Here is a 14,790-nt window from a genome sequence, read left to right as displayed (position 1 = left end):
TTCCTCACGCGCCGTAGCCGCGCATCGTCTGGCGGTTGGTCTTGACCGCGGCGGCCGGATCTGCGGCAGCGGTGTCGGATTCTTCCTCCAACACCAGCCAGCCGTTGAAGTTGGGCGCGGCGCTGGCGATGGCGATCACTGCCTGGGTGTCGCAGATGCCCTTGCCAAGCATTGCCCAAGTGCCGCTGGCATCGACATCCTTCAGGTGAAGGTAGCGGATGCGGTCGCGATGGGTTGTGAGGGTGTCGATCATATCGTTGTGGCCGCGCAATATGTGGCCGGTGTCGGGCACCCAACCGACCAGCGACGGATCGATCAGCCCGAAGATACGGTCGTAATCGGCGCGGTCGAACAGCAGCGTGTTGTGGTGCGAGCTCGGATGTACCGCGACATCGACGCCGGCCTTGCGCCCGAGCTCACCCGCCCTGTTGTAGATCTCGGCCGCGATGGCGAACCTGTCGTCGCGTCGGCCGTCCGAGACGACGGTGGCCGAGCCCATCGACACCATCGCGCCCGGAAAAGCGGCGGCGAAGTCGATCCAGCGCTTCGCGGCCTCGAGGTCGGCGCCGATCTGCTCCTTCAGTGTGAAGCCGTTCTTCGAACCGAAGGCAAAGGAGACGAGGGTGAGGCCGGTCGCCTTCAGTGCGGTGGCGAATTCCGCCGGCCTGCCGGCATAGCGGCCGATCATCGTGTCGGTGATCTCGATGCCGGCATAGCCGCCATCCGCGATCGCCTTCACGAGATCGTCGGGGCCGCCGGCAAAGCGGTCTCCCAACATTTCCCAGGTAAAGGTCTGGCAACCGACTTTCAGGTTTTTCACGATCGTCCTTTCCTTCCTTGATGCCGCCCTGCGTCAGCCTCCCCCGAGGCGGTGTTGGCAAAGCTCGGCGCGCGACTGGCGCGAGTCCGGCGAACGCCCAGTCCTGCGCGCAAGCCGCGCTACTGCACCAGCTGCCCGGCGCTTCCAGTGAGAAATTGCCGGCGGTCGGCGATCATAACATGAGCACGGGCTTCGAGCCGGCGGCCGGCCGATTTTTCATGTCAGTCATTTCTCCTCCCAGGGCCGGCAGCGCGCCCGACGTTCGTCAGCATTTTCGCATGTTCTATAACAATTTTACGCGCGTCAATATTTAAAATGTTGTATAGCGGCTTGCGAATGTGATCCGTTGCCGCGCAGCGGTCCAGGCCGCTGACGTGTTGGGAGGTACGATCGAAATGCACGGGAAATCAAAGACAAAGCTCGGCATCGGCGTTGTCGGGTGCGGCAACATCTCGATGACCTATTTGCGCAATGCGGCTCTGTTCGGTGAGGTGGAACTGCGCGCCTGCGCCGACATTTCCGCCGACATGGTGGCCTTGCGCGCCAGCGAATATGGCATCCGTCCGCTCAGCGTCGACGCGCTTCTGGCCGACCCGGAGATCGACCTCGTCCTCAACCTGACCATCCCGTCGGCGCATTTCGACATCTCATTTTCAGCACTTTCGGCGGGCAAGCATGTCTTCACCGAAAAGCCGCTGGCGACCTCGGCCAACGACGGTCGCCGTCTTGTCACGGAGGCGGCGAAGCGCGGGCTGCTGCTCGGCTCGGCCCCCGACACGTTTCTTGGCGCCGCCGGCCGGCGGGCGCGCCGCCTCATGGACGGGGGTGCGATCGGCCGGCCGGTGACCGGCACCGCCTTCATGATGGGGCGCGGCATGGAGCATTGGCATCCCAATCCGCAATTCTATTATCAACCCGGTGGCGGCCCGGTCTTCGACATGGGGCCATATTACCTGACTATGCTGGTCAACCTGCTCGGGCCGGTCGGCCGCGTGATGGCCATGGCAACGCGTGGCCAGGAGGAGCGCCTGATCACCGCAGAGGGTCCCTACAGGAACACCACCTTCAAGGTCGGCACGCCAACCAGCATCCTGTCGCTGCTGGAATTCCGCTCAGACGCTACCGTCGCCTTCGGCGCCTCCTGGGACGTCTTCAAGCACTCCAACCATCCGATCGAACTGCATGGCACGGAAGGCTCGCTCAAGCTGCCCGATCCGGACACATTCGGCGGCACCGTCTCGCTTTCGGAGCGCGGAGCCGACTGGGCAGACTTCACAAGCGAGAGCGAACTCTACGGCGCGCGCAACTGGCCCTTCGCCGCGCCCGATCGCGCCAATTACCGCATGCTCGGCGTCGCCGACCTTTCACGCGCGCTGTTGAGCGGAAGAAAGCCGCGTGCGTCCGGCGACCTTGCGCTGCATGTGCTGGAGATCATGGAAGCGATCCTCGCTTCGGGAGAAAGCCGCGAGTCGGTTGCAGTCAATGGAACCGTCGATCAGCCGCCACTCCTTGCGGAGGACGAGGCGGCAAGCCTGCTTGCCTGAGTTTGGGAGCCGTCCATGACAATATCGCCTTCGCCCTTGCTCGATCCGGAAGCCCGGCATGTGCTCGACCTCGGCCGGCAGGCGGCCGCCAAGCCGTTTGAGGCCGGCAGCCCTCAGGAAGCCCGCCGCGCCTATGAGCAGGGCTTTCCGACACTGCAGGGCGAACGCGAGCCGGTCGCCTCGCTGACCGAGCGCACCATCGCCGGACCAAGCGGCCCATTGACGCTCAGGATCTATCGCGGGCTAGGAGCTTCCGCGCACGGCGCGCCGGCGTTGCTCTATCTGCATGGCGGCGGCTGGGTGATCGGTAATCTCGACTCCCATGACGAGATCTGCCGCTGGTTTGCCAACATGGCCGCCTGCGTCGTCGTCTGTCCCGACTACAGGCTGGCGCCGGAGCACAAGTTCCCGGCGGCGATCGAGGATTGCCGCGTGGCGCTTGCCTTCATGCAAAGTGCCGTCGACGATCTCGGCGTCGACACGAAGCGCATCGCTGTCGCAGGCGACAGTGCGGGCGGCAACCTCGCCACGGTGCTCTCCCTGCTCGCGCGCGAAAACAAGAATCCGCCGACGGCGCAGCTGCTGTTCTACCCGAATACGGACGCCGCGCAGACGGCCGACAGCTATTGCCGCTTTGCCGAGGGTTTTGGTCTCACTGCGGCAACCATGACTTGGTTCCGCGACCACTATGTTACCCATGCCGGCGATATCAACGATTGGCGCGTGTCGCCGCTGAAGGCGCCCAGCCTTGCCGGTGTGGCGCCGGCCTTTGTTGCCATCGCCGGCCATGACATTCTCGCCGACGAAGGCGAGGCCTACGCGAAGCGTCTGGAAGATGAAGGAGTGCCGGTCGCCCTGCGCCGCTGGAATGGCCAGATCCACGGCTTCGTCTCGATGGGCCGCCATAGCCCGGCTGCACGGCAAGCGGTCAGCGCGGCGGTCCGCGCATGGCGCGGCTTCGATCTCGCCTTTGGAAATGCTCAGGCCGATTGACGCATGACCAGCGTCGCGTCGAGATTGATCTTGGGTGCAACCGCAGTCCCGTCCTCATCAAGCAGGGCCAGCAGCGTCTCCACACTGCGTCCCGCCATAGCGGCGAAGTTCTGCGCCATGGTGGTCAAGGCAGGACAGGTGTAGCGGCTGAGCGGGTGGTCGTCATGGGCCGCGACGCGCAGGTCGCAATCGCTTTTGCGGCCGACCTTGCGACCTTGCGAATAGGCGGCCGCCATGACGCCGAAGGCCAGGCGGTCATTGGCGCACAAAATGGTCTTACCCGGCAAGCCACCATTGCTGAGCATTGTCTCCATCTGCTGGTAGCCGATGCGTTCGAAATCCCAGGTGTATTCATGGGTGTCGCCAATGATCACCGGCTCTTGCCCGAGCCGTTGCATGGCGCTTACATAGTTGTGCAGGCGTTCGCGCGTATTGTGATTGACGTGCGGGATGTCGAAATAGACCGGCGCGCCGCCGGAGCGGCAGAGGTAATCGACGATCGTCGAAACGCTCTGGCTGTTGTTGTTGCCGACGAACGGCGTGCCGCTCTCGAGATAGGTGTCGAAATAGACGATCGGTATGGCCTGCGTCAGCTTCTCCAGCGCACGGTGGTCCGAGCGCAGGCCGAGCGGCGCGATCAGCCCACCGGAAACTTTTAGTGACAGGATGGTTCGCGTCGCTTCCACTTCGAGTTCGCGCGAGCCGTGCGAGGAGATCACGATCGGCCAGTAGCCTTCGTGGCGCAGCCTGAGTTCGATGCGGCTGACCATCTCGGAATAGAAAGGATCGGCGAGAGTCGGCACCACGATGCCTATGCTGCGGGTCCGTTTGCGGTTCAGGTTGCGGGCAAACAGATTGGGCTGATAGTCGGACGAGCGGAGTGCCTCCTCGATCCGCTTTCGCGTCGCTGGCTTGACGCTGGTTGGATCCTCGAAATATTTCGACAAGGTCGGCCTGGAGACGCCGCAGGAGTGGGCGAAATCCTCCATGGTCTTGTGCGTCATCGGCATTGAAATCCTCTCGTCACAGACATCCGATCCCGGGTGGTTCCTCGGCGCTGCCCGCCATGCGTGCAACTGCAAGACGAAAATTTACAGATAATGTCCGAGAGTTTCCATGCGTAAATTTATTAATTGACGCAAAAGGCGCAAGCGGTATTCATCGTCGGGTGAGCAATGGGAAATTCGAGTCTCGCGGCGAGGCGGGAGCGCAGCGCCGGAACGAATTCCGCGAGATGGAGAAACTGGTCAGTGCCGGCGAGATCCTTGTCGAGATCAGCCGACACCCATGCGCGGTGACTGTTTGGAGCCCTGTGGTGCCGGCACGCTACGATGAACAACTAAACCAGCTTCAAACAGGCTTGCCAAAGGAATTGGGGCTGGCAACTGCGAATCCGCAGAGGCGATGCGGGACTTGATCCAAACAGTTACTGTGTCTCGAGATCCGTCGAAGATCGGCGGCATCGAAGTCGAAACGGGCGTCCAACGGCACTACTGGGCGAGATGCCTTCCCCACACTCATCGAACTATCGCCTCCGACTTCGTTGCTGTGGTTGAGCGAAGCTACCATCCTGATCAAGCCATTCCTAACGGCGAATTCGGGCCATTGGGTCGAAATCCCTTCCTTGCTAGCAGCCGGCTAGGCGCGAGGAAGTCGCTCAATAGTAGAAGATCGACCCGAGTAGATTAAGTTGCATGGACTAAGTCGCGGGGCCCGCAATGCACACCGTCAATATTCACGAGGCCAAGACGCATCTGTCTCGTCTTGTCGACAGGGCGGTCAAAGCTGAATCCTTCATAATTGCGAAATCCGGCAAGCCGATGGTGAAGGTCGTTGCCATAGACGCACCTGCGGCCGGCGAAATGCGTCGCGTTGGGTTTATGGCCGGGCAGTTTTCAGTTCCAAACGATGTTGATCGCATGGCCGATGAGGAAATCGGGAAGCTGTTTGGCGGCGACGCATGAAACTTCTGCTCGATGCCCATCTTTTGCTCTGGGCGGCGGGCGAGCCCGAAGAGCTCCCGCCCCTCGCGCGGGTGACTGCGGCCCTTCGGTGCGGTGGGGGGTTGAAGTCAGCTATCGCCTCAGACCACCCATGAACGCCTTTACTCGAGCAGAGTCGACTTGGTTCCACCAGACGCCGTCGTGCTTCAGCGCGCTGGCGATGATGACCCCGTCGACAATGGCGAGGATATCGTTGGCGTTGTCCGGCGTCACGCCGCTGCCGACCAACGTCGGCAGGCCGGCGGCCTGCTTGATCATGCTTATGTAGCCCAAATCGGCGGCGTGGCCGGTGCGCTGGCCGGTGGCGATGATGGCGTCGGCGTCGAAGAAGGCCAGGTCTTTGACCAGTTCCTCCACTGGGCGGTCGGCGACGATGGCGTGTGCGCCATGCTTGACATGGGCATCGGCGAAAATGCGGATGCCGTTGGCGCGCAGCCTGGCGCGGTAGCGTGCCGCACGGCCCGATTCGCCTTCGACAAAGCCCTCATTGGCGACATAGGCATTCGCCCACTGATTGACGCGGACGAAGCCGGCGCCGGCGGCGCTAGCGATCGCCAAGGCCGGGATGGCGGCATTGGCCAGCACATTGATGCCGATCGGCTTGCCGAGCTCGCGGCGGATGCGGTCTGAGACGACAGCCATATAGGCCGCCGTCTCCGGTCCGATATCGTCAGGCTTGGCGAAGGGGATGTCGCCATGGTTCTCGACGATGACGCCGTCGCAGCCGCCATAGAGATAGGCCCGGGCATCGTCGAGCCCGCGCTGGTAAATCGCCTCGATCGCCTCGCCATCATAGCGCGGCGCGCCGGGCAGCGGCGCCAGGTGAACGACGCCGATCACCACCTTGGTGCGGCCGAAAAGGTCCACGAGCGCGTCGCCGCCGGATTGGCCGATCTGGGTCATGAGAGCTCCATTTGATCGATGAGCGCCGCCATCTCGGAGGCGGAAGGACAGGATGCCAGCGTGCCCGGCCGTGTCACGGCGATTGCGGCGGCGGCGAGCGCCAGCTCCAGTGCCGAGGTGACCGGCATGCCCCGGGCAAGCCCGCCGGCCAGACAGCCGCAGAACACATCGCCGGCGCCGCTGGTGTCGAGTGCTTCGACGCGCGGCGCCGGCAAGCGAAGCGGTTCCGTCTGGTCCGGACCAAGCACGAGACAGCCTTCGCCGCCGAGCGTGATCACGACAATACCCGCGCCTCTGGCCGCCAGCGCCCGGGCGGCGGCTGCCATATCGCTCTGGCCGGTCAGGGCTTGCGCTTCGGATTGGTTGACCACCAAAACCTCCGCCAGTCCGAGATCGGGCACAGATGCCGCATCGATGGGGCTGGCGTTGAGGACGGTGCGCGCGCCGTTTTCCATTGCTGCTCGGAGGCAGGCATTGGTCGCGGCGAGGGGCAAATTTCCCTGGCAGACGAGCATGTCGCCGGGCGCGATCCAGCGGGCAAGCGCAGTTTGTTCTATCGGATAGAACGCTTCGCTGCAGGCGACGCCGCTGACGATAAAATTCTCGCCGCCTCCATCGACGACGATGGTCGAGCGGTCGCTCGGCAGCTCGAATTCGCTGACCTCGAGGTCTGACAGTTCGCTGTCGAGCCAGCTCCTGATCCATGCGCCTTCGCGGTCCTTGCCGAGCGCCGTCCAGAACGTCACCTCTGCACCAGTCCGCGCTGCCGCGACCGCCTGGTTGGCGCCCTTGCCGCCGAGGCCGTCAGCGTAGCTCACGGCGTTCAAGGTCTCGCCCACGGCCGGGAAGCGGCCGACGCGAAACATGGTGTCGACGCAGGCATTGCCGACGACGTGGACGCGCATGGCTCAGCTTTCACCGGTCGCCCAGCCCAGCATCTGTTCGAACAGGGTCTTGTAGCCTGGCCAGGCGATGAACTGCGGCGGCAGCCAATGCGGCCCGACATCGGATGTCCAGGCCACGGTGCGGCCCTTGCCATGGTGGCCGGTGACGAGCAGCGGCAGTGAGCCATAGTCCGACGACACGGTAGCCAGAACTTCCGCACCGTCCTTCAGCCTCACCTCGTTGAAGCCGAGCAGGATCGGCCAGTCCGAACCAAGGCCCCTGAGGATGGGATGTGTCGACCCTGGTTTCGGTACGGGCGCAAAACCTTCCGGAACCTCGACGCGGTCGTCATAGGCCAGGCAGCTCACAGGCAGCACGTCCTCGACCGGCGTCTTGCGGTAGCGCGCCCCGCCGTTGATGCCCTGGAAACTATAGTAGCCGCCGAACATCAATAGACCGCCGCCGCCGCTGACGTAACCGCGCAGCAGGCGCAAGCGGTTCGGCGTCGGCTTGGAGTGGACCCAGGTGTCGGGATGCAGCAGCAGCGTATTGGCGCCGATGTCGGAGAGCACGACCGCGTCATAGGCCGACAGCGCCTCCATCGTCTGCGGAAAGCCGCGCTGCGCCTCATGCGCCGGCATGAAGGTGACGTCGAAATCGGTCGCCTTCAGCGCGCCCAGCAATTCGTCGGCGCCGGTGTGGTAGGTGACGGTCGGAAACTGGTCGAAACCCTTGATATGGGTCGCGGTCGACACCCAGGATTCGCCGGCAAGCAGGATCTTCTTCTTGGACATTTGAACTCCCGTCGTAACTCGAGGCCATTCAGAGCCGCGCGAATACGCTTTTCGGATTGGCGATCAGCATGCGGTCGATGGCCGGCTGCTCGACGCCGTGGCGTTTTAGGCGCGGTATGAAATGCTTCAGGATATAGCCATAGCCGAAGCCGCCGAAGCGCGTCAGCATGATCTTGAGGAACACGTCCTGCGACAACAGCAGGCGGTCGCCGAAGCCCGCCTCGACAAGGGCGGCGATGGCGCGTGCATTCTCCTCGTCGGAGGGCGATTGCGCGTCCTGGTCGGCATAGTAATAGTCCATGCCGATCATGTCGTATTCGAGGAACGCGCCGCGCCGGGCGAGGCTTGTCTGGTAGTCGGGGTCGTTGTGGCTCGGGTTCATGTGACAGAGCACGGTATGGCGGAGATCGGAGCCCTCGGCCTCGACGATATCGAGCACCTCGTGCGCCAGCCGCTCCCAGCCCGGCAGATGGACCGACAGCGGCACGCCGGTGATGCGCGAAGCGCGCGCCGAAGCTTTGAGCGACTTGCGCTCCTCGGCGGTGAAATCCTTGCTGACGCCGACCTCGCCGATCAGCCCGGCCATGATCGGCGGCTGCGTCTCGCCGCCGCCGACATCGTTGACGATGAATTCGGTCACCGCGTCCACATCCATGGCCTTCAGCCATTCGGGATGGGTGTGCTCGAGATAGAAGCCGGTGCCCATGACGATCTTCAGGCCGGACATGCGGCTGATACGGGCGAGCTTTTCGGGATCGCGGCCGATGCCGATATTGGTGGCATCGACGACGGTGTGGCCGCCCAGTGCGCGATAGCGCTGTAGCTCTGACAGCGCCAGGTCGGCGTCGTCGAGCGAAACGTTGTCGCGGTTGACGTATGGGTTCATGCGCAACTCGCCGATGATCTCGATGTTCACCGGCTGCTCGGCGACCGCCATGTCATCGGGATGGCAGGGGCATTTCCAGCTGCGCGCGCCATCGAGCAAGATGTGCTCGTGCATCAGCGTGATGCCCATCTCCTCGACCGGAACCGGGCCGAGCACGGTCATCACATGGCCGGTTTCGACCCCGATCGCCAGCCGCTGGCCGGGCACCGCGTCATCGAACAGACCGCCCATCGGCTCAACGGCTCCGCACGGCGCCGCGGAACAGGCGGAAGTTCAGCCAGATGGCGACCAGGATGATCGTTCCGGTGACAATCGGCGTCAGGAAAGGCGACAGATGCGCCAGGATCAGGCCGTTGCCGATGACGGCCACGGTCAGCGCGCCGAGCACCGTGCCAATGATCGTTCCGCGGCCGCCGAACAGGCTGGTGCCGCCGAGCACGACCGCGGCGATGACTTCCAGCTCGAAACCCTGTCCGGCATTCGAAGATCCCGATCCAAGCCGGGCAGCAATGATGATCCCGGCAAGGGCTGCCGCGGTGGCGGAAATCACATAGACGAAGAGCGTCGTCTGCCGCGTGTTGACGCCGGCGCGCCGCACCGCCTCAGCGTTGGCACCGATGCCGGTGACATAGCGGCCGAACGGCGTCTCGTTGAAGGCGAGATAGGCGATGGCCAGGATCGCCAGCGCGATCAGCGCCGGCACCGGCACGCCAAGGAACCAGGCACGGCCCAGCACGGTGAAAGCGCTTCCGGGCTCGATCGGGATCGAATAGCCGCCGGTGATCAGCAGCGCCACGCCACGGATCACCGAAAGCCCGGCAAGCGTGACGATGAAGGACGGGATGCCCTCATAGGCGACGAAATAGCCTTGCACCGCGCCAAGCAGGGCACCGAGCGCCAACATGGCGAGGATAACGACTGACCATGGCAGGCCGAACTGCAAGAGCGTCGCCGACAGCGTTGCCACCAGCGCCAGTACCGAGCCGACCGAAAGGTCGATGCCGCCAGTGGTGATGACGAAAGTCATTGCCGCGGCGACGATCAGCAGCGGCGCCGACTGCCGCAGGATGTTCAACAGATTAGGCGACGTCAGAAAGGCGTCGGTCGCCACCGAGAAGATGATGCAGACGACCAGAAAGAACAGCGCGATCGAGACGACACTGCCATTGGCGAGCAGCGCATCGCGCCAGGTGCCCTTGCGCACTCGTGAGGGCTGGGCAGCGTGGATCGCATCGCTCATGCCGGCGCTCCACCGCGATAGCCGTTGGTGGCGGAACGCGCACTGAATTTGCGGCCGACGATCAGATTGACCACGTCCTCGATATTGGTCTCGCCGATCAGCCGCTCGGCGACATTGCGCCCTTCATACATGACCTGGATGCGGTCGCAGACGAGGAACAGGTCCTGCAGCCGGTGGGTGATCAAAATGACGCTGACACCGCGCGCGCTGACCGCGCGGATCAGTTCGAGCACCGCCTCGACCTCGGCCACCGCAAGCGCTGCCGTCGGCTCGTCCATGATCAGCACGGCCGGCTCGAACGAGGCGGCGCGGCCGATGGCGATCGACTGGCGCTGCCCGCCGGAGAGGTTTTCGACCTTGAGCCGCGTGTCGGCAATGACGATACCGAGCCGATCGAGCATCTGGCGCGTCTCGTCGTGCATGCGCTTCTTGTCGAGAAAGGAAATGCCGGCGATGCGGCGGCGCGGCTCGCGGCCGAGAAACAGATTGCCGGCGACATCGACCGTGTCGCAGAGCGACAGGTCCTGGTAGACCATCTCGACGCGCGCCGCACGTGCGTCCGCCGGCGAGCTGAAGATCACCGGCTTGCCGTCGATCTCGATGGTGCCGGCGTCGGGAACCACAGCCCCCGACAGCACCTTGCTCAATGTCGACTTGCCGGCGCCATTGTCGCCGACCAGCCCCAGCACCTCGCCCGGCTTCAGCGTCAGCGACACATCATCGAGCGTCTGGATGGCGTTGTAACGCTTTGAGATGCCGCTCATCCGCACCCGATAGGTCTGGCCACTGCTCATCTGGGATTCCACGCGATTGCCAGGTATCCGCGGCGCAGCTTCAGGCGGCGCCGCGGCTCGGTCGCCGACGCAGTTTACTTGAACATCGCGCGGTATTGGTCGACATTCTTGTTGGTCACGATCGTCACCGGGATATTGATGATCGGGTCGATTTTCTCGCCCTTCTTGAGCTTGCCCAACGCTTCGACCGCGGCCTTGCCTTCGCCTGCCGGATCCTGCTGCACGACCGCCACCACCCAGCCGTCGTCGATGCCCTGAACGGCCTGCTTGGTCAGATCCCAGCCGAACACCTTGACGTCGCCGGTGCGGCCCTGGCTGGTCACAGCCGAAACGGCGCCGAGCAAGGCGGGTTCGCCGGTTGCATAGAGCGAGTTCATGTCCGGATTGGCGGTCATCAGGTTTTCCGAAGCGCTCAACGCGGTCTCCTGAACGTTCTGGCCGTCGACCGTGTCCAGGAAGGTGACGGCCTGGCCGCTTTCGGTCACCGCCTTCTTGAACCCGTCGAGCCGCTGGTTCTGGATGAATGAATTGAGTGCGCCGACGATGCCGATCTTGGCCTTGCCGCCCATCTCGGTCTTCACATAGTCGGCGTAGAATTTGCCGATGTCCTCGCCGGCCTTGGTGTTGTCGACGCCGATGAACGAGATATTGTCGCCGTCGGGGATCTGCGCGTCGATGGCGATGACGGGAATGCCGGCCGCCTTGGCCGCGGTAATCGCGGGCTTGACGCCGTTGACGTCGATGGCAACCAGAATGATGCCGTCGACTTTCTGCGTGATGTAGTTCTCGATCGCGTCGTTCTGCGCGCTTGGCACATTGTTGGCGTTGAAAATGACCAGCTTGGCGCCAGCGGCGTCGGCTGCCTTCTGCGCGCCCTCGTTGATCTGGTTGAAGAACAGGGCCTGCTGGTTGATGTTGACGAGTGCGAACGTATCGGCAAGCGCCGATCCCATGGCTGCCGAGCCCATGGCAATGGCGGCGGCACAGCCGGCGAGAAGTTTGAACAGACGCATTTTCGGTTCCCCTTGCTTGCGGACCAGACCGGCTGGTTCCCGTTGGTGCTACAGGCACGAGGCAAGCATTCAAGAGACTTGAATATTTGTCAATCCAAATGAACGCAGAGCGTTGCTCAGAAAGTCGCCGGCGTGTTGACCCAGAAAATGCTGGCGCGTTCCTTGCCGATATTGCGGTAATGATGCGGCAGCTCCGACCTGAAAACGAAGGCATCGCCGGTGGCGAGAGCATGTCGCTTGCCGTCGACGATCAACTCGATCCGGCCGGCGAGCACGTAGCCGACTTCCTCGCCGGCGTGCTGAATCGGGCCTTCGCTCTCGCCGTCTGCCTCGATGTGATGGATGTTGCATTGTAAGAGGTGGCCAGGCGAATACGGAATGATGCGTTCGAGCGAAATGCCCTCGCCACGCCGTAGCGCGTCGAGCGCAATCAAAGGCCTTGCGCCCGCCCGGAATACGATCGCCTCGTCGTCATCGACTTGCTCGAACATCCAGCCGATGTTGGTGTCGAGAACCTCGACCAGACGGTGAAGCATGGGCAGAGACGGCGAAGCCTTGCCGTTCTCGATCTTGGACAGCAGGCTTTCCGAGCAATTCGCAGCCGCGGCCAGGCTCTTCAGCGTCATGCCGCGTGTCTGGCGGGCGAGGCGCAGTCGAGTTCCAAGTCTCGCGGCATTTACGGTGGCGTCCGTTTCCGACTCTGGCCGCCGTCGATCGATTTTATTCATCTGTTCGCCAACCATTCAACGGTCAAGGGCAACTATCGCGCGAGCAAAAGACCTCGGCCGACGATTTGCAAGTGCTGATGCGTCAAATTCGAGACTGCAGCCGTAGCTCCGGCCTCTGGCGAATGCTGCTCTCGCATGAACCGTGCTGATGATCCCGCGCCAGTTACCCCTATCGCTTGGCTGTCCATCGTGGTCGAAATCGCCAGCCGTTACCGCGTTGCGTCTCGTGGCGAGTGGACTTGGACAATACGGGCAAGGCGGGCCACACAGCCAATCTACACAACCACGGCCATGCCGACACGATAAAATCTGGACTGTCACCGAATTTGCGGAGTCCGCCGGAAGTCACCCGCGGCAGCGCCCCATGGAGTTGCTCTCGGTAGCGGCGATGTACTCAATGAAATCCCTGAGGCAGTCGCGCACCGCCTGAGCTTCGACAATTTTGAAGAAAGTCCAACAGAATTAATGGACTAGCACCTTGCGGATGTGAATCGCGGAAGCGACGCGCGGTTAATGCTTTAGAAGTATAGACACATCGACACGAGGTGCGAAGAAGCAACGCCAATACAGCTGATTGGTTACGACATATTTATTTTCGCAGATATGGTATTGCCCGTCCGGGGATTGCTGCACACGGTCCCGTGGGATGGTGAAATTATGCGGCAAATAAGTATACCCACCGTCTACCCTGGACCGCACCGAAGACCGAGGTACGGCGCGGCAATCAGAACCACCGCAGCACTTGAATTTGGTCTGTGGGTCAATCTTGTCTTCGTACCAATCATGGGCGTTAGCGGCTGTTGCGGCGGCGATACACATAGCCGTGAAGATGAGCCTTCGCATGGCATTCCTCAAGTATCTGGCAGGCGCTGCTCGTTCGGTTTTCCATATATATTAGCGTTCCATTGAAAATACCATTGGCCCCCCGACCGACTGACGCAGCTCCAGCGAGCGACGCTCGCAACTGAAGGCCGCATTGGGTCACGTCAGGACGACACTTGCGCCGGACAAAAGGTCTGCTCGTGTCGCTCCGGGTTAGAAAAGCATCTGTCCGCTTTCCGGCCCGAAGGAGACCTTTGCCGAGCGGCGATCAGCCTGGCGGGATAACCTTACCCTCCTTCGCTTTTCGGCGGCAGACATCGGCCTGTGCGAGGTGGGGCGTTCGCTTGGGGGCGCCTCCGGCGACGGCGAGTTTTGTTCCGTTCCGCCAAAAGGGGGTTTGCTGGTGTGGATCTTGTTTTGGGGGTATTCTCTTCGTTGAGGGATAGGCCTAGTCGATTTCGATTGCGGTCGCTTAAGCTTGGCCGCTCCGCTCGGGAGGAGCCTCTGATTGCGATGGCGCGCTTTGCCCACCTTGCCCTTCTCGCCTTTGGATTGTTGCCTGGAATTGCGCTGGCTGGGGAGCCTTTCGTCCCGAGCTGGATCAAAAACGATCCGGCAGCCAAGACGGTGGCTATAGAGATTGTCGCCGATTGGAACCAAGTCGAGCGGTACCGCAGGGACAACATCCGGACCGACATTATCGACTTCAACGGCTACTGGGACGGCAATCTCACGATCATCGTGCCAGAAGAATGGTCGGTACAGATCGAGTTCATCAATGGCTCTTCGAATTTCAGGCACGGTCTGATGGTGACCAGGGTCTATGCTCGGTCGGAGATGCCAGTGAAGTTGGAGGCTGAGGATGCGATTTGGGGGGCGTACACCGCTCCGCTAGAGGGGATTAAAATTAATGAGAAGAGACAACTCAACTTTGTTGCCCAGCAGGCGGGGAACTATTTCCTCGCCTGTCCGAGACAAACACACCTGATGGACGGACACTGGATCGGTTTCGAGGTGAGAGGCAATCTTGTGCGGGCCGTGGCAATCGTCCATGAAGACAAGTTTCCGCAGGAGCAGCCCCCAGGACGCCCATAGGGTTGCGCGAGCAACCAGCGCTATGGCTTCGTCGTGGAGATCATTGCAAATCCGTCGCGGCTTATCTTGAAACTCGAAAGTCTGGCCGCGCCCCGACCGGTCTAGAACTGCCCCTGGTTGCCAAGCCACCAGGTCCAAGCTGAGGCATCCAAACAAGCCTTTGGCGCAGCCGGAGCATCGGCGAGGGATAGTGTCCTGAAGGTTCTGCAAAAAGTTTTGGAGAGAGAACGGCGCTTGCTCTGAAGGGCGAGCGGCCATGGCACGGTGGTG

Annotated in this window: 15 protein-coding genes; 5 read left to right on the top strand and 10 right to left on the bottom strand. The window is 62.4% G+C overall.

Annotation, left to right across the window (positions count from 1 at the left end; genetic code table 11):
* Positions 1-4 precede the first annotated feature (4 nt).
* Positions 5-778, bottom strand: coding sequence for a sugar phosphate isomerase/epimerase family protein (locus tag NKH29_RS24270; RefSeq protein ID WP_353000778.1), 774 nt, complete (start codon positions 776-778; stop codon positions 5-7).
* A 437-nt stretch (positions 779-1,215) separates the two neighbouring features.
* Here NKH29_RS24270 and NKH29_RS24265 point away from each other — a divergent pair, with 437 nt between their 5' ends.
* Together NKH29_RS24265 and NKH29_RS24260 are read left to right on the top strand one after the other, a co-directional pair.
* Complete coding sequence (locus NKH29_RS24265; protein WP_352811980.1) at positions 1,216-2,364, top strand: Gfo/Idh/MocA family protein; 1,149 nt, start codon at positions 1,216-1,218, stop codon at positions 2,362-2,364.
* A gap of 15 nt (positions 2,365-2,379) precedes the next feature.
* On the top strand, positions 2,380-3,357 hold the full coding sequence (locus tag NKH29_RS24260; RefSeq protein ID WP_352811982.1) for an alpha/beta hydrolase: 978 nt from the start codon (positions 2,380-2,382) through the stop codon (positions 3,355-3,357).
* Here NKH29_RS24260 and NKH29_RS24255 read toward each other — a convergent pair.
* Entirely contained in the window at positions 3,345-4,367 is a 1,023-nt protein-coding gene (locus NKH29_RS24255; protein WP_352859537.1) for a LacI family DNA-binding transcriptional regulator, read from the bottom strand. The two genes, NKH29_RS24260 and NKH29_RS24255, sit on opposite strands and share 13 nt — an antisense overlap.
* A gap of 56 nt (positions 4,368-4,423) precedes the next feature.
* Here NKH29_RS24255 and NKH29_RS24250 point away from each other — a divergent pair, with 56 nt between their 5' ends.
* Together NKH29_RS24250 and NKH29_RS24245 are read left to right on the top strand one after the other, a co-directional pair.
* Positions 4,424-4,774, top strand: coding sequence for a hypothetical protein (locus tag NKH29_RS24250; RefSeq protein ID WP_352848513.1), 351 nt, complete (start codon positions 4,424-4,426; stop codon positions 4,772-4,774).
* A gap of 301 nt (positions 4,775-5,075) precedes the next feature.
* Positions 5,076-5,321 (top strand): type II toxin-antitoxin system Phd/YefM family antitoxin, encoded by a 246-nt coding sequence (locus tag NKH29_RS24245; protein ID WP_352848517.1) that lies wholly within the window; start codon positions 5,076-5,078, stop codon positions 5,319-5,321.
* Positions 5,322-5,432: 111 nt separating this feature from the next.
* On the opposite strand, the gene NKH29_RS24240 is transcribed toward NKH29_RS24245, so the two are convergent.
* From NKH29_RS24240 to NKH29_RS24205, 8 genes are all read right to left on the bottom strand, one after another.
* Positions 5,433-6,263 (bottom strand): BtpA/SgcQ family protein, encoded by an 831-nt coding sequence (locus NKH29_RS24240; RefSeq protein ID WP_352811987.1) that lies wholly within the window; start codon positions 6,261-6,263, stop codon positions 5,433-5,435.
* Entirely contained in the window at positions 6,260-7,168 is a 909-nt protein-coding gene (locus NKH29_RS24235) for a ribokinase (protein ID WP_352859532.1), read from the bottom strand. Before NKH29_RS24235 ends, NKH29_RS24240 begins: the two co-directional genes overlap by 4 nt.
* Positions 7,169-7,171: 3 nt before the next feature.
* The gene (locus NKH29_RS24230; protein WP_352848525.1) at positions 7,172-7,942 is read right to left on the bottom strand and encodes a glutamine amidotransferase; all 771 of its coding nucleotides are present in this window, start codon (positions 7,940-7,942) and stop codon (positions 7,172-7,174) included.
* Positions 7,943-7,970: 28 nt separating this feature from the next.
* Positions 7,971-9,059 (bottom strand): phosphotriesterase family protein, encoded by a 1,089-nt coding sequence (locus NKH29_RS24225; RefSeq protein WP_352848528.1) that lies wholly within the window; start codon positions 9,057-9,059, stop codon positions 7,971-7,973.
* A 4-nt stretch (positions 9,060-9,063) separates the two neighbouring features.
* Positions 9,064-10,068 carry an ABC transporter permease gene (locus NKH29_RS24220; RefSeq protein ID WP_352483919.1) on the bottom strand — a complete coding sequence of 335 codons (1,005 nt, stop codon included), beginning with the start codon at positions 10,066-10,068 and terminating at the stop codon, positions 9,064-9,066.
* On the bottom strand, positions 10,065-10,862 hold the full coding sequence (locus tag NKH29_RS24215) for an ATP-binding cassette domain-containing protein (RefSeq protein WP_023721835.1): 798 nt from the start codon (positions 10,860-10,862) through the stop codon (positions 10,065-10,067). Before NKH29_RS24215 ends, NKH29_RS24220 begins: the two co-directional genes overlap by 4 nt.
* A gap of 74 nt (positions 10,863-10,936) precedes the next feature.
* Positions 10,937-11,875: an ABC transporter substrate-binding protein gene (locus NKH29_RS24210; RefSeq protein WP_352915269.1), complete on the bottom strand. Its 939-nt coding sequence runs from the start codon at positions 11,873-11,875 to the stop codon at positions 10,937-10,939.
* Positions 11,876-11,991: 116 nt separating this feature from the next.
* The gene (locus NKH29_RS24205) at positions 11,992-12,603 is read right to left on the bottom strand and encodes a cupin domain-containing protein (protein ID WP_031194868.1); all 612 of its coding nucleotides are present in this window, start codon (positions 12,601-12,603) and stop codon (positions 11,992-11,994) included.
* Between the two features lie 1,335 nt (positions 12,604-13,938).
* Between NKH29_RS24205 and NKH29_RS24200 the strand changes: the two genes are divergently transcribed.
* Positions 13,939-14,520 carry a sulfocyanin-like copper-binding protein gene (locus tag NKH29_RS24200; protein ID WP_352718092.1) on the top strand — a complete coding sequence of 194 codons (582 nt, stop codon included), beginning with the start codon at positions 13,939-13,941 and terminating at the stop codon, positions 14,518-14,520.
* Positions 14,521-14,790: the final 270 nt, after the last annotated feature.

Source organism: Mesorhizobium sp. M1295 (assembly GCF_040318135.1).
Lineage (GTDB): Bacteria > Pseudomonadota > Alphaproteobacteria > Rhizobiales > Rhizobiaceae > Mesorhizobium.
This window is presented reverse-complemented; position numbering and strand designations above follow the sequence as displayed.

Coding starts and splice junctions, on each gene's coding strand:
- NKH29_RS24260 (WP_352811982.1), top strand. CDS start 2,380: ATGACAATATCGCCTTCGCCCTTGCTCGATCCGGAAGCCCGGCATGTG.
- NKH29_RS24250 (WP_352848513.1), top strand. CDS start 4,424: ATGCGTGCAACTGCAAGACGAAAATTTACAGATAATGTCCGAGAGTTT.
- NKH29_RS24240 (WP_352811987.1), bottom strand. CDS start 6,263: ATGACCCAGATCGGCCAATCCGGCGGCGACGCGCTCGTGGACCTTTTC.
- NKH29_RS24230 (WP_352848525.1), bottom strand. CDS start 7,942: ATGTCCAAGAAGAAGATCCTGCTTGCCGGCGAATCCTGGGTGTCGACC.
- NKH29_RS24235 (WP_352859532.1), bottom strand. CDS start 7,168: ATGCGCGTCCACGTCGTCGGCAATGCCTGCGTCGACACCATGTTTCGC.
- NKH29_RS24215 (WP_023721835.1), bottom strand. CDS start 10,862: ATGAGCAGTGGCCAGACCTATCGGGTGCGGATGAGCGGCATCTCAAAG.
- NKH29_RS24255 (WP_352859537.1), bottom strand. CDS start 4,367: ATGCCGATGACGCACAAGACCATGGAGGATTTCGCCCACTCCTGCGGC.
- NKH29_RS24245 (WP_352848517.1), top strand. CDS start 5,076: ATGCACACCGTCAATATTCACGAGGCCAAGACGCATCTGTCTCGTCTT.
- NKH29_RS24265 (WP_352811980.1), top strand. CDS start 1,216: ATGCACGGGAAATCAAAGACAAAGCTCGGCATCGGCGTTGTCGGGTGC.
- NKH29_RS24220 (WP_352483919.1), bottom strand. CDS start 10,068: ATGAGCGATGCGATCCACGCTGCCCAGCCCTCACGAGTGCGCAAGGGC.
- NKH29_RS24200 (WP_352718092.1), top strand. CDS start 13,939: ATGGCGCGCTTTGCCCACCTTGCCCTTCTCGCCTTTGGATTGTTGCCT.
- NKH29_RS24210 (WP_352915269.1), bottom strand. CDS start 11,875: ATGCGTCTGTTCAAACTTCTCGCCGGCTGTGCCGCCGCCATTGCCATG.
- NKH29_RS24270 (WP_353000778.1), bottom strand. CDS start 778: ATGTTGGGAGACCGCTTTGCCGGCGGCCCCGACGATCTCGTGAAGGCG.
- NKH29_RS24225 (WP_352848528.1), bottom strand. CDS start 9,059: ATGGGCGGTCTGTTCGATGACGCGGTGCCCGGCCAGCGGCTGGCGATC.
- NKH29_RS24205 (WP_031194868.1), bottom strand. CDS start 12,603: ATGAATAAAATCGATCGACGGCGGCCAGAGTCGGAAACGGACGCCACC.